This window comes from Nocardia sp. NPDC003979 (genome assembly GCF_053605015.1).
Window position 1 is genome coordinate 13,223 of the sequence record NZ_JBSGIJ010000007.1, and the last position, 12,789, is coordinate 26,011.

Annotated in this window: 12 protein-coding genes; 3 read left to right on the top strand and 9 right to left on the bottom strand. The window is 69.0% G+C overall.

The features are described from left to right. The 7 genes from helR to ACWEVR_RS16815 all read right to left on the bottom strand — a co-directional run bounded on the left by helR (position 1) and on the right by ACWEVR_RS16815 (position 6,966). Positions 1–2,190 (bottom strand): RNA polymerase recycling motor ATPase HelR, encoded by a 2,190-nt coding sequence (helR, locus tag ACWEVR_RS16785; protein ID WP_452467651.1) that lies wholly within the window; start codon positions 2,188–2,190, stop codon positions 1–3. A 120-nt stretch (positions 2,191–2,310) separates the two neighbouring features. Beyond that, positions 2,311–3,162, bottom strand: a complete 852-nt coding sequence (locus ACWEVR_RS16790; RefSeq protein ID WP_452467652.1) for an alpha/beta fold hydrolase — start codon at positions 3,160–3,162, stop codon at positions 2,311–2,313. Next, on the bottom strand, positions 3,162–3,953 hold the full coding sequence (locus tag ACWEVR_RS16795; RefSeq protein ID WP_452467653.1) for an SDR family NAD(P)-dependent oxidoreductase: 792 nt from the start codon (positions 3,951–3,953) through the stop codon (positions 3,162–3,164). The genes ACWEVR_RS16790 and ACWEVR_RS16795 overlap by 1 nt, the downstream gene beginning before the upstream one ends. Positions 3,954–3,977: 24 nt before the next feature. Then, positions 3,978–4,235 carry a hypothetical protein gene (locus ACWEVR_RS16800; RefSeq protein WP_452467654.1) on the bottom strand — a complete coding sequence of 86 codons (258 nt, stop codon included), beginning with the start codon at positions 4,233–4,235 and terminating at the stop codon, positions 3,978–3,980. Between the two features lie 14 nt (positions 4,236–4,249). Further along, positions 4,250–5,911, bottom strand: coding sequence for an FAD-binding protein (locus ACWEVR_RS16805; RefSeq protein ID WP_452467655.1), 1,662 nt, complete (start codon positions 5,909–5,911; stop codon positions 4,250–4,252). Then, on the bottom strand, positions 5,911–6,282 hold the full coding sequence (locus ACWEVR_RS16810; RefSeq protein ID WP_067492156.1) for a nuclear transport factor 2 family protein: 372 nt from the start codon (positions 6,280–6,282) through the stop codon (positions 5,911–5,913). The genes ACWEVR_RS16805 and ACWEVR_RS16810 overlap by 1 nt, the downstream gene beginning before the upstream one ends. 93 nt (positions 6,283–6,375) lie before the next feature. Then, positions 6,376–6,966, bottom strand: a complete 591-nt coding sequence (locus ACWEVR_RS16815) for a TetR/AcrR family transcriptional regulator (protein WP_452467656.1) — start codon at positions 6,964–6,966, stop codon at positions 6,376–6,378. 81 nt (positions 6,967–7,047) lie between these two features. Here ACWEVR_RS16815 and ACWEVR_RS16820 point away from each other — a divergent pair, with 81 nt between their 5' ends. Beyond that, on the top strand, positions 7,048–8,058 hold the full coding sequence (locus tag ACWEVR_RS16820; protein WP_452467657.1) for a saccharopine dehydrogenase: 1,011 nt from the start codon (positions 7,048–7,050) through the stop codon (positions 8,056–8,058). On the opposite strand, the gene ACWEVR_RS16825 is transcribed toward ACWEVR_RS16820, so the two are convergent. Then, positions 8,055–9,590, bottom strand: a complete 1,536-nt coding sequence (locus tag ACWEVR_RS16825; RefSeq protein ID WP_452467658.1) for an FAD-binding protein — start codon at positions 9,588–9,590, stop codon at positions 8,055–8,057. The two genes, ACWEVR_RS16820 and ACWEVR_RS16825, sit on opposite strands and share 4 nt — an antisense overlap. Before the next feature lie 195 nt (positions 9,591–9,785). Between ACWEVR_RS16825 and ACWEVR_RS16830 the strand changes: the two genes are divergently transcribed. Further along, positions 9,786–11,411, top strand: coding sequence for a flavin-containing monooxygenase (locus ACWEVR_RS16830; protein WP_452467659.1), 1,626 nt, complete (start codon positions 9,786–9,788; stop codon positions 11,409–11,411). Between the two features lie 51 nt (positions 11,412–11,462). On the opposite strand, the gene ACWEVR_RS16835 is transcribed toward ACWEVR_RS16830, so the two are convergent. Beyond that, complete coding sequence (locus ACWEVR_RS16835; protein ID WP_452467660.1) at positions 11,463–11,969, bottom strand: flavin reductase family protein; 507 nt, start codon at positions 11,967–11,969, stop codon at positions 11,463–11,465. Between the two features lie 168 nt (positions 11,970–12,137). On the opposite strand from ACWEVR_RS16835, the gene ACWEVR_RS16840 reads away from it, so the two are divergent. Next, complete coding sequence (locus tag ACWEVR_RS16840; protein WP_243749795.1) at positions 12,138–12,764, top strand: PadR family transcriptional regulator; 627 nt, start codon at positions 12,138–12,140, stop codon at positions 12,762–12,764. Positions 12,765–12,789 lie beyond the last annotated feature (25 nt).

The window sequence follows — 12,789 nt, forward strand, 5'->3', positions numbered from 1 at the left end:
TCACCGGACCAGGAGAGGTTCCGGAGCCTCGGCAAGGCCGGTGAGTGCGTTCGGGAGGGGATCGTGGTGGACGACGCCGAGGCGCTGGGTCGCGCGGGTGAGTGCGACGTACAGCTCCGCCGCGCCATGCGGACCCTCCGCGAGGATCCTTCCCGGTTCGACGACGAGCACGGAGTCGAACTCCAGGCCCTTGGTCTCCGACGCGGGCACCGTGCCCGGCATGCCGACCGGGCCGATCACCACACTCGTGCCCTCCCGGTCCGCCTCGGTGCGCACGAATGCCTCGATAGCCGAAGGGAATTCGGAGGCGTCGACCTGCTGCGACCACGGCTGAACACCGCACGCGCGCACCGAGTCGGGTGGCCGAACCTCCGGCGCGAACTCGGCGAGCACGGCGGCGGCGACCGTCATGATCTCGGCGGGCGTGCGGTAGTTCACCGTGAGTGAGCGGTACACCCAGCGGCCAGGAACATACGGGTCGAGCACCGTCGCCCACGCGGTGGCCCCTGCCGGTGACCGGCGCTGGGCCAGGTCGCCGACGATGGTGAACGACCGGCTCGGGCAGCGGCGCATCAGCACCCGCCAGTCCATCTCCGAGAGCTCTTGGGCCTCGTCGACCACCACGTGCCCGTAGGTCCAATCACGGTCGGCGGCAGCGCGTTCGGCGAGTTCACGGGTGTCGCGTTCGAGGAAGCGCTCGGCCAGGTCCTCGCCGTAGAGCAGGTCCGTGGCGAAGAGGTGGTCCTCGTCGTCCATATGGTCCTCGCGGGCGACCAGGGTGTCTTCCAATACGCGTGCGGCATAGGCTGTTTCGGCGCGGCGCTCGCGTTCGGCGGTGTCGTCGGCGGGCTTGTCGCGACCGAGCAGGTCGACCAGTTCGTCGAGCAGCGGCACATCCGAGACCGTCCACGCGGTAGCGTCGGCCCGCCACAGCGACTCGTCCGCGTTCGCGGCGCGAAGACGCTCGGGGGACGAATACAGTTCGCCGAGAATACCTTCCGGGGTGAGAACAGGCCAGCATTCGTCGAGCACAGCGACGAAGTCGGCGTTATCGGCGAGTTCGGCGGTCAGGTCCGCGCGCAGTTGCTCCCACGCTTCGCTGTCCTCGCGCGTCAACCAGCCCTTCCCGATGCGGGCGATCGCCCGTTCGGTGAGCACGTAGGTGACGATCTCGGCGAACACCGCCCGTGCCTCGTTGTGCGGTCGTCCGCTCGCCCGCGCTTCCTCGCGCGCCCACTCCGCGACGGCCGCGTCGACGCGCACCGTCGCATCGGCCAGCTCGATGTCCCGCGGCGCCGCGGGCAGTCGTTGCCGGTCCGCGATCGCGGCACCGAGCACTTCGAGAATGCGAAGCGAGCCTTTCACGCGCGCCGCTTCCGGTGTGTCCTCGGCGGTGGCGTGCAGACCGGGCATCAGATCGGCGGTGGTGGCGAAGACGACATTCGTCTCACCGAGGGCGGGCAGCACGTGCGCGATGTGATTCAGGAACGCCGGATTCGGGCCGACCACAAGCACACCTTGGCGTTCCATCCGCTTGCGCTGGGTGTAGAGCAGATAGGCCACCCGATGCAACGCCACGACGGTCTTGCCGGTACCCGGGCCGCCTTCGATCACGGTGACGCCCGGGTGTTCGAGGCGGATGATCTCGTCCTGCTCGGCCTGGATGGTCGCCACGATGTCGCGCATTCCGTCCCCGCGCGGTGCGTTCACCGCCGCCAGCAACGCCGCGTCGCCGCCCTCGCCCGCGTCGGGTCTGCCGAGGATCTCGTCGGTGAAGTCGAGCACCCGGCGATCACGGGTGTGGAACTGCCGCCGCCTGCGCATGCCCTCCGGGTTGGCGGCGGTGGCCACATAGAACGCGCGGGCGGCGGGCGCGCGCCAGTCGAGCAGCAGTGGTTCGAAATCGTCGCCGGCATCGAACAGGCCGATGCGGCCGATGTAGGACCGTTCGCCCGACACCGCGTCCAGCCTGCCGAAACACAGACCGTTGTCGGCGACGTTCAGACGCTGGATCTCCTTCCCGAGCGCGCGCACCTCGTTGTCGCGTTCCATCGGAGAGTTGCCGGTGCCGCGCAGTGCGGCGCTGTAGCGGCCCTTCACCTGTGCGCGCTCGGCGTCGAGCCGCGCGTACAGACGCGCCACGTACTCGCGCTCCGACCGCAATTCCTCGTCGTGACCGTGTTCCGGCACAAGCCCTCACTTTCGGTGTTTCCGCAGGTGAAATGCTGCGGCCGACGATTATGCGCCACAAAGGGGGCCTTGTGGCAAGGCCCCCTTTACGGTATACAGTGAAGGTGGAAAGAGACGCTGTCAGCGCGTGAGGAACGCCAGCACCGTCGATTCGAATTCTTCCTTCCGCTCGATCATCGCCCAGTGCCCGCAGTTCGGGAACACGTGCAATTCGGCGCGCGGAATCGTGCGCATGGGGATCAGAGCCATGTCGAGCGGGCTCACCCGGTCGTCGCGGCCCCAGGTGACCAGCGTCGGCGCCTGCACCTTGTGCAGCATGGCCCAGGGCGGAGGAGCGTCCGAGGCTTCCATCGCCCGCACCATCGCCGTGAACGCCGCCTTGCTGTACATGCGCCGGGCGCTGTCCAGGGTCGCGGGATCGGTGGCCTGGGTCCAGCGCTCCTCGACGAGTTCCTCGGTCACCATCGCCGGATCGAACACCATCGAATGCAACCACTGCACGAGGCGTTCCCGCGTGGGTTCTTCGGTGAACTCCTGCAGCAGCTTGATGCCCTCGCCGGGGCCGGGGCTGAACAGGTTGCGCCCGATCCCGCCGATGGTCACCAGCTTGCCCACCCGATCCGGTTGCGCGATGGCGTAATTCAGCGCCACGCCACCGCCCATCGAGTTGCCGATGATGTCGACCCGCTCCAGGCCGAGCCCCTCGACGAAGCGCGCCACCGCGTCCAGGGCGGTCACCATCGGGTGCCCGCCGAAGTCGTCGCTCACGCCGAAACCGGGGAACTCGAGAACCAGGCAGCGGAACCGTTCGGCGAAGGTGGCCAGATTGCCACGGAAGTTGCGCCACCCGGTCACCCCGGGACCGGAGCCGTGCAGCAACAGCAGGGGCGGGCCGGCACCGGCCTCGTGGTAACGCAGAACCCCTGCGTCGGTGGGCAATTCGCGCAACGTGCCGTCATAGGTGATGCTCATCAGGCGTGGGTACCCCCGTCGATGCGGATCTCGGTGCCGGTGATGAACGCGCCGTCCTCGGACACCAGCATGGCGATCACGCCCGCCACCGCGTCCGGGTCGCCCATGCCCGCGCCCCCGGACTCCAGCGAGGTCGGCAACACGGGGGAGAGCTTGGCGAACAGGGACCAGTCGGCATCGGCGGGCACGTAACCACCGGTGGCATCGGTGATCCCGGATTTGATGCTGCCCGGCGCCACCGACACCGCACGCACACCCTTGCCGCCGTACTCGAGGGCGATGGCATGGGTGAACGACTGGATACCGCCCTTGCTCGCCGCGTACGCCGCCATGTACGGGTGCGCGAAGGCCGCCGAGGTGGAGCTGAAGTTCACGATGGTCGAGCGCGGATTGGCCAGCAGCGCGGGCAGTGCCTCACGGACCACCAGGAACGTGCCGGTGAGATTCACCCCGATGATCTGGTTCCACACCTCGAGAGAGGTCTGCTCGGTGTGCGAAGCGCGCAGGATGCCCGCCGCGTTCACCACCGAATCCAGGCCGCCCAGGGTGGCGGTGGCCGACCGGACACCCTCGACCACCGATTCCTCGCTGCCGATGTCGAGGGTGAGGACGCTGAAACGTTCACCTGTGCCGCGGTCCTTCGCCTGCGTGGCGGTGGCCGCGAGGCCGTCGCCCGACACGTCGGCGCCGACCACCGTGGCGCCCTCGTCGAGCAGGCGCAGCGCCGTCGCGCGGCCGATACCGGATCCGGCGCCGGTGACCAGCGTCCGATGACCGTCGAGTCTGTGCATGATGTTCTCCTGGTTCTCCTCGCCTCAGCCGAGGCGGCCGGGGACCGGTTCGTGGCGGAGCTGATCGGTCGCCAATTCACCTGCGGCGACAGCTCGTTCGATGGAATCGCGCAGCGCCGGGCAGGTGGGGATCCAGCTGCTCGGCTCGCCGAGGGCCGCCCGGCGGGCGAACTCCGGGCAGGCGGTCTCGGCGTCGTCGAGCCATTGCACGCTGGTGTGACTCGGGCTGAACTTCTCGGCGAGCACCCGGTTTCCGCAGGTGGCGCACTGGATGGGTTGCATGATCTTTCCCCGGGTCAGCGTGCGGCCGCGGCGTGGTCGGCGGCGACGTACCCGAACACCATGGCCGGACCGATGGTCGCGCCCGCGCCCGCGTAGTCGTTGCCCATCACCGCGGCCGAGGTGTTGCCCGCCGCGTAGAGCCCGTCGATGACGGAACCGTCGGCGCGCAGCACCTGGGCGTTCTCGTTGTAGACCAGCCCGCCTTTGGTGCCGAGATCACCGATGCGAATCCGCAGCGCGTAGTACGGCCCACGGTCGAGCGGGTCGAGGGTCGGCTGGGGCAGGGTCGGGTCGCCGTAGTAGTTGTCGTACGCGCTGTCACCGCGCCCGAAGTCGTCGTCGTGGCCGTCGCGGGCGAACCCGTTGAACCGCTCGACGGTCGCGCGCAAGCCGAGTGCGGGCACACCGATGGCCGTCGCCAGCTCGTCCACCGTCGCGCCGGTGCGCAGAAGACCGCTCTCGAGCCAGGACGCCGGGAACTTCTGGCCCGGCACGATGCCGCCGATCGGGTAGCGGCTCTTGGCTTTCGCGTCGAAGATCAGCCAGGCCGGGTCGTGCGATCCGGCCAGCTGGGCGTGCACGAAGGTGACATAGGGCGCGGCCTCGTTGGTGAAGCGGGCGCCCGAGCTGTCGACGATGATCGAGCACGGGATCGACCGCTCCGACACCAGCACCTGGTTGACACCCTCCGGGCGCTGGAACGACGGCATCCACCAGGCGTCGTCCATCAGATCCACTGCGGCGCCGACCTTCTCGCCGGCCACGATGCCGTCGCCGGTGTTGTCTGCCGAGGCCGCGCTGAAATTGTCGCGGCCACCATCGGGCAGGTACCGCTTGCGCATGGCCTGGTTGTGCTCGAACCCGCCGGTGGCCAGCAGGACGCCGTCGCGGGCGCGGATGCGGATCTCGCGCCCGCCGCGCTCGGCGACCACACCGATCACCGCGCCGGTGTCGTCGGTGATCAGCGACCGCAGCGGGGTGTTCAGCCACAGCGGCACCCCCGCGTCCCGCAGGGCAAGGCGCAGCCGGGCGATCAGTGCGCGGCCGAGTGTGTCCATGTGCCTGCGCAACACGATGGCCTTGATCGCGCGCAACCCGGTGAGCAGCGCGGTCCAGCGCGCCTTCCAGGTGCGGGTCACCATATTGAGCTGGACGAAGTCCTTGGAGGTGATGAACAGACCCGGCGGGGTGGCGAGGGCGGCCGGGCGCAGCAGATCCTCGTCGGGACCGAGCTGCTTGAGATCGACGGGCAGCGGTTCGATCGACCGGCCCGCCGGGCGGCCACCCGGCGCCTCGGGGTGGTAGTCGGAATAGCCTGTGCACCACTGGAATCGCAGGTGCGGGCTGGTCTCGAGGAACTCCAGCATGCGCGGGCCCTCGTCGATGAAACGGTCGAGATTTGCGGTCGGCACGCGGTCGCCGACCACCGCGTCGAGGTAGGCGCGCACGTCGGCGCGATCGTCACGCAGACCCTCCCGCAGCAGGGTCGGATTGTTCGGCACCCAGATACCGCCACCCGAGAGAGCCGTGCTGCCGCCGTAGTAGGCGGCCTTCTCGATGACGAGGGTGTCGAGGCCGCGGTCGGCGGCGGCGAGTGCGCCGGTGAGCCCGCCCGCGCCGCTGCCGACCACGAGGAACCCGACCTCGTGATCCCACTGGTTCCGGTTCGCAGTCATCAGCTCACCACCATGTCGTCCTGCGACCAGAACGCCCGCATGCTGGTGATGCGCCCGTCCTCGTCGAAGGTCATCACATCGATCGGTTCGAGCGTGAAGGTCTGCTCGCCGAAGCGGGTGACCACCCGGAAGTTGAACGCGGCGCTGTTGCCCGCGACCCGGATGCTCAGCAGTTCCGTCGACGTGTCGAGGGACTCGATGGCGGCGTAGAACTCGGTGATCGCCGCGTGACCGACTCGCACCTCGCTGCCGACCGGGTCCTCCACGGTGGCGTCCTCGCGGTAGAGCGCGACGACGTCGGCGGCCGTCCCGGTGCCGACGGTCTCCACATACCGCCGCACCGTGTCTCGAATGTGGTCCGCTGATGTCATCGTGTCGCTCCTGGAGATGGGTGATGGAGTGGTCGATGAACGCAATCACGGCAGGTGGGCGGGTGGGCGGCGGATTCCCAGCCAGCGGGAGATCTAGGTCGCGACGCCCGTCGCGATGCTGCCGACGATCAGACCGGTGAGGGCTCCGATCGCGGCATCGAGGGAGCAGCGCCGCGCGTTCAGCTCCTCGGCGATCGTTTCGGCCGCACCGAGAATGCCGACGCACCGCAGTCGAAGAGCGTCGGCCGCGAGGTCGCTGTGCGGGATCAGCGCGTCCGTCATCACCGTGAGATAGGCATCGAGCAGGTCCCGCTGGATGGTCTCCATGTCCCGATTCCCCTTGAGCGCGGCGGAGACCGCGCTGAATTCGGGCATGTCGGTGGCGCACGCGAAGTACGCGCCGCTCAGTACGCGCGCGATCCCGGCCGGGGTGGGGGTGGCGCTCGCCAGCGCGGTGGCGAGCGCGGTCCGATGGCGTTCGTCGAGCCGTCGGTACAGCTCGAGCAGCAGTCCGGGACGGGTGCCGAAGTGGTCGTACACGATCGGCCGACTCACCCCTGCGGCCTCGGCGAGGCTGAGCAGAGTCAGTGCGTCGGCGCCCTCGGCGCGCACGATCGCCAGCGCGGTCTCGATCAATTGTTCGTGCCTGGCGGGTCTGGACAGGCGCGTCGACGTGGTCGGCATCTTCCTCCCTTGCGTTGTCGCCCCAGTTTAGCTACAAAGTGTAAGTTACAAAATGTAGCTTGATGGATCGAAGGAGAAGACGTGACGCGACAGGCGACATCGGTACTGATCATGGGCGGCTCGGGGCAGGCGGGCGCGGGGACGGCGACGCTGCTGCGCCGGTGGTATCCGGAACTCGAACTCACGATCGCGGGCCGCGACATCGAACGCGCGCGGCGGGTCGCCGAGAGCCTCGGTGGCGCGAACGCGGTCACCATCGACATCACTCGCGCCGACCTCGGTCTACCCGCCGACCCCGCGTATTCCGCGGTCGTCGCGGCCCTGTGGGACGACCATCTGCACGGGCTAGGCTTCGCCGCGCGCCACGGCGTGCCGTATCTGAGTCTGTCCAGCGGTCTGCTCGACATCGCTCCCGAGGTCGTGGCGGGCAGTGGGCGGGCGAGTGCGGCGCCGATCCTGCTGGCCAGTCACTATCTCGCCGGGATGGTCGTGCTCGCCACCCTCGCTGTCGCGGCGGAGTTCGATCGGGTCGAACGCATCGGAATCGCTGCGGCACTGGATGATTCCGATATCGGGGGACCGGCGGGCATCGCGGATCTGGAGCGCTGGTCGGCAGTCACCACCGCGGGACTGATCCGCCGCGACGGCGTGTTCACCTGGGTGAGCGGCGACGACGCCCGCGCCGACGTACGGGTCGGTGACGGGGTGGTGCTCGCCGGGCAGAGCATTCCGATTCTGGACGTGCCGAGTCTCGCACTGGCCACGGGCGCGCCGAACGTCCGGTTCGACCTGGCGGTCGGCGAGTCCGCGGGCCGCCGGCGCGGCGCGGGAGCGTCCCTCGAGGTCGTCATCGACGTCGAGGGAACCGACTCCTCGGGCACCGCTGCGCGAGTGCGTCGCACACTCGCGCATCCGGACGGGCAGCGTCCGCTGACCGCGCTCGGGATCGCACTCGGGGTCGAACGGTTGCTCGGGCTCCGCGGTGCGGCCGTGCCACCGGGTGTCCACATGCCCGAGGCACTGATCGACCCCGCCTACGCCCTCGAGCGGATGGCGCACAGTGGCGCCACCTTCGAGGAGACCGGGGCCTAACTGCCCAGCATGTCCAGGACGGCGAGGTGGCTGAACAGCATCGACGCACCGATCGGGTTGCCGCCGCCGGGGTACACCTCGCCGCTCACCGCGGCCATGGTGTTGCCCGCGGCGTACAAGCCGGGGATCGGTTGCCCGTCGCGGTCGAGGACGTGCGCGGCACTGTCGGTGCGCAGGCCGCCCTTGGTGCCGAGATCGGAGATGCCGAAGGCGGCCGCGTGGAACGGACCCTTGTCGATGCGAACCAGCGGTGGTTCGCCGTTGGAGAAGGCACGGTCGTAGGCCTCGTCGCCGCGGCCGAAGTCCGGGTCGACGCCGGTGGCGACCATGCTGTTGAACTGTTCGACGGTGGCCTCGAGCTTGTCGGCGGGCACGCCGATCTTCGCGGCCAGTTCGGCCAGTGTGTCGGCGGTGTGCCACAGGCCAGCGGCGACGTATTTCTCGGTCTCGACCATGGACACGTTGGTGGCCTTGATCGGCGGCACCTCGCCTTCGGTGTCGTCGTAGATCATCCAGAACGGCAACGTCATCTCGCCTGCCTCGAGCCGCCGGATCACCTCGCGGCCGAGCCGGTCGTAGGGGGCGGACTCGTTGACGAACCGTTCGCCGTTCCGATCGACGAAGATGCCGCCGGTGAACCACAGCGCGAACGCCGAACGCCCGTCGGGATGGGTCAGACCGGGCGACCACCAGGCCTGATCCATCAGATCGGTGTCGGCGCCCGCGGCGATCCCCGCCTGATGCGCCAGTCCCTGATTTCCCCAGGGCCCCATGGTGTCCCGGGCCTGGCCGGGCACACCGTACTGCTCGCGCAACTGCTGGTTCTGCTCGAAACCGCCCGCGGCGAGCACCACGCCCCGGCGGGCGCGGATCGCGTGGCGCTGCCCGTCGCGTTCGACGATCGCACCGGTTACAACCCCGTCCTCGATCACGAGCTCGACCAGCGGCGAGGACAGGTGCAGCGTGACGTTCGGATAACCCGACAGCGCCCGCAGGAACCGCCCGATCAGCGCCTGCCCGCCGATCAGCAGCTCGGGCAGCGGCGTCCCGAGCCGATCGGTGTCGAGCGGACCGCGCAGGGATTCCCGCAGATCGCCCAGCTCGGCGGCGGGCAACGGGGTGGGCATGATGTGGCGCTGACCGTCGAGCCGCGCCTTGGGCGCCTTGCCGAAATAGTCGGGCCAGGGCAGCATCTGGAACGCGAAATGCTTGTCGGCTTCCAGGTATTCGATGAGGTCGCGACCGCGCCGCACATAGGTGCGCTGCAGGTCCTCGGGGGTGCGGTCACCGACGACAGCACGGTAGTAGGTGAGGGCGTCGTCGAGCGTGTCGTCGGTGCCCGCCCGCTCGAGGACGGGGTTGCAGGGATACCAGACGCCGCCACCACCGGAATACGCTGTCGTGCCGCCGAATTTGTCGGTCGCCTCGACCACCGCGACGGTGAGCCCCTCGCGGGCCGCGGTGTACGCACCCGCGAGGCCGCCGCCGGAGCCCGCGACCAGCACGTCCACCTCGTCGTTCCAGTCCACCACTGTTCCTCCTGATACCGCCTGAACTTGTCCCGACGGTAAGCCGGTGTCCGCCGGTGTGATGCGGGTCATCCCGATCACCGGGAGGCGACAACGATCCGGCGAACGTGCCGGTCAGCGGGAAGGCCACCTGCTCGGATGCCGACCGGATCCCTAGCGTCGCGGCGGAGAACCGGTCTCCATCGAAAGGCAGGCACAGTGAAGACCCCATCGTCACCAGGGAAGGGTCCGGCCGAGGTCGACGTGGTCGTCGTCGGCGCGGGCATCGCCGGGCTCTACGCCCTGCACAAGTTCCGCGAGCAAGGACTCACCGTGCGGGTGTTCGAGGTCGCCGACGGCGTGGGCGGCGTCTGGTACTGGAACCGCTATCCGGGTGCCCGCTGCGATGTCGAGAGCGTCGACTACTCGTACTCCTTCGACGAGGACCTGCAGCTGGAATGGAACTGGAGCGAGAAGTACGCCACCCAGCCGGAGATCCTGGCCTACCTCGAACACGTCGCCGACCGCTTCGACCTGCGCCGCGACATCGAATTCGGTACCCGCGTCACCGATATCGTGCTCGACGAGCCGACGCTGCGCTGGCAGGTCGGCACCGACACCGGGCGCGCGGTGTCGGCCCGGTTCGTGGTACTGGCCACCGGCCCGCTGTCGAACGCCAACACCCCGGCCATCCCGGGCCTCGACACCTTCGCGGGTCGAGTACTGCACACCTCGCACTGGCCGCACGACGGTGTCGATCTGACCGGGCAGCGGGTGGGTGTGATCGGCACGGGTTCGTCCGGGATCCAGACGATTCCGTGCCTGGCCGAGGAGGTCGCGCGTCTGCACGTCTTCCAGCGCACACCCAATTACAGTGTCCCCGCGGGCAATACGCCGCTCACCGAGGAAGAGCGGCAGGCGCAGAAGGCGAACTACGCCGAGCGCAGGCGGCTGTCGATGGCCAGTGGCGGCGGCTCGCCGCACCAGCCACACCCGAAGCTCGCGGTCGAGGCGACCGACGAGGAGCGTCGCGAGGCGTATCAGCGCCGGTGGGAGCTGGGTGGGGTGTTGTTCTCCAAGACCTTCCCCGATCAGCTCCTCACTCGCGAGGCCAACGACACCGCGCGGCTGTTCTGGGAGGAGAAGGTGCGCGCGGTGATCGACGACCCGCGCGTGGCCGATATCCTGATCCCGCGCGATCATCCGATCGGCACCAAGCGGATCTGCACCGACACGAACTACTACCAGACCTTCAACCGCGACAATGTCGAGCTCGTCGACCTGCGTGCCACCCCGATCACCGCCATCGATGCCGACGGTGTGCACACCACCGAGACGCACTACCGTCTCGACACCCTCGTGCTCGCCACCGGATTCGACGCGATGACCGGGTCGGTCTCGCGGATGAACATCGTCGGCCGGGGCGGCGTCACCCTCAACGAGACCTGGGCGGAAGGCCCGAAAACTTATCTCGGACTGGGCATCTCGGGGTTTCCGAACCTGTTCAACCTCACCGGACCGGGCAGTCCCTCGGTGCTGGCGAACATGGTGCTGCACTCGGAACTGCACGTCGACTGGGTGGCCGAGGCGATCGGGTTCCTCGACGACCGCGGCGCGGTGGCGCTGGAAGCCCAGCCCGACGCGGTCGCGGCCTGGGTGCGGGAATGCGCCGACCGGGCGGCGGGAACCCTGATGCTCGAAGCGAATTCGTGGTACCTGGGCGCCAATATCGAGGGCAAGCCGAGGGTGTTCATGCCGTTCGTCGGCGGGTTCGGCGTCTACGGGCAGATCATCGCCGAGGTGGCGGCCGCGGGCTACAAGGGTTTCGACGTTCTCGAGGCGTGAAGCGCCGGTAACGGGGTGGTTCGTCGTCGGACGACCACCCCGTTTGCCGTGTCAGCCGGCGAACCCGCCGAAACCGCCCCGGTAGTACAGCAACGGTCGCGCGCCCTCGGTGGCCCGCAGACCGCTGATCCGGGCCAGCACGACGGTGTGGTCGCCCGCGTCGTGCTCGAGTTCCACCAATGCCTCGATATGGGCGACCGCCCCGTGCAGGGCAGGTGCGCCGTTGCCCGCGGGACTCCACTCGACACCGGCGAACTTGTCGCCGCCGCTCACCGCGAACCGGGCGCACACCGCCCGCTGATCCTCGGCCAGGATGTTGATGCACAGCGTCCCCGTGCGGCGCAGCAGCGGCCAGCTCGTCGAGCTCTTGGCCGGGCAGAAGGACACATACGGCGGGTCGAGCGACACCGACACCACCGACTGGCAGGTGAAACCGATCGGCCGGGTGCCGTCGTGCGCGGCGATCACCGCCACCCCGGTCGCGAAATGCCCGAGCACCGCGCGCAGCTCGGCCGGGCTGGGAACACCTGCGTCGACGACGACATTGTCTGCATTCATACCCCCAGAATCGGTGGCAGGCGGTGCGGCTCTCAAGGTGTCCTCCCGGTGAGCGGTTGCCGACACAGCCGAGGTGACCGGGCCGGTTGCTACCATGCACCGGTGCCGAACACCGACCCCGACCCCGGCGTGCCCAACTTGCCGCCGACCAGTTGGGCGGTCCTGGCGATGCTCTCGTTCGAAGAGGAGATCTCCGGCTACGACCTGAAGAAGTGGGCCGACTGGAGCCTGCGCTACTTCTACTGGACCCCGTCCTACAGCCAGATCTACGCGGAACTGAAGAAGCTCGAACAGCACGGTTTCGCCTCCTCCCGGCTCGACAGCGACAACGCCATGCGCGGGCGCAGGCTGTACCAGATCACCGACGCGGGTCGTGCCGCCGTCACCACCTGGTGGAACGAGGCGCCCGTCGACCCCTCGGTGCTCAAACACCATGTGCTGCTGCGCGTCATGTTCGGCCACCTCGGCTCACCCGAGCGGCTCAAGCAGATCCTGCGCGACCACATCGCCGACGTCGACCAGCTCGAGCAGCGCGCCGCCGTCGACGCCGAAGCCGCCAAATCCGAACCGGGCTGGGCCTATTCGCAGATCGTTCTGCAGTGGGCACAGCGCCACTACGCCGCCGAACGCGAACTCGCCCAGCAGCTGATCGACGAGATCGACCAGGCCGCGACGATCCTGGCAGGCGCCGAACACGACGACCGCGCCGAGTACCCGCACCCCACGCCCGGACGCTGGCGTGAGATCGAGCAGCGCGTGCAGGCGGCAGGCGGGCACCCGGACGCGCCCGAGTAGGCATCGCCGGGTGGCCCGGGTTCGG

Excerpts from the sequence above, each read along its gene's own strand:
- ACWEVR_RS16790 (WP_452467652.1), bottom strand. The coding sequence starts at position 3,162 with ATGAGCATCACCTATGACGGCACGTTGCGCGAATTGCCCACCGACGCA.
- ACWEVR_RS16795 (WP_452467653.1), bottom strand. The coding sequence starts at position 3,953 with ATGCACAGACTCGACGGTCATCGGACGCTGGTCACCGGCGCCGGATCC.
- ACWEVR_RS16800 (WP_452467654.1), bottom strand. The coding sequence starts at position 4,235 with ATGCAACCCATCCAGTGCGCCACCTGCGGAAACCGGGTGCTCGCCGAG.
- ACWEVR_RS16805 (WP_452467655.1), bottom strand. The coding sequence starts at position 5,911 with ATGACTGCGAACCGGAACCAGTGGGATCACGAGGTCGGGTTCCTCGTG.
- ACWEVR_RS16810 (WP_067492156.1), bottom strand. The coding sequence starts at position 6,282 with ATGACATCAGCGGACCACATTCGAGACACGGTGCGGCGGTATGTGGAG.
- ACWEVR_RS16815 (WP_452467656.1), bottom strand. The coding sequence starts at position 6,966 with ATGCCGACCACGTCGACGCGCCTGTCCAGACCCGCCAGGCACGAACAA.
- ACWEVR_RS16835 (WP_452467660.1), bottom strand. The coding sequence starts at position 11,969 with ATGAATGCAGACAATGTCGTCGTCGACGCAGGTGTTCCCAGCCCGGCC.
- ACWEVR_RS16840 (WP_243749795.1), top strand. The coding sequence starts at position 12,138 with ATGCTCTCGTTCGAAGAGGAGATCTCCGGCTACGACCTGAAGAAGTGG.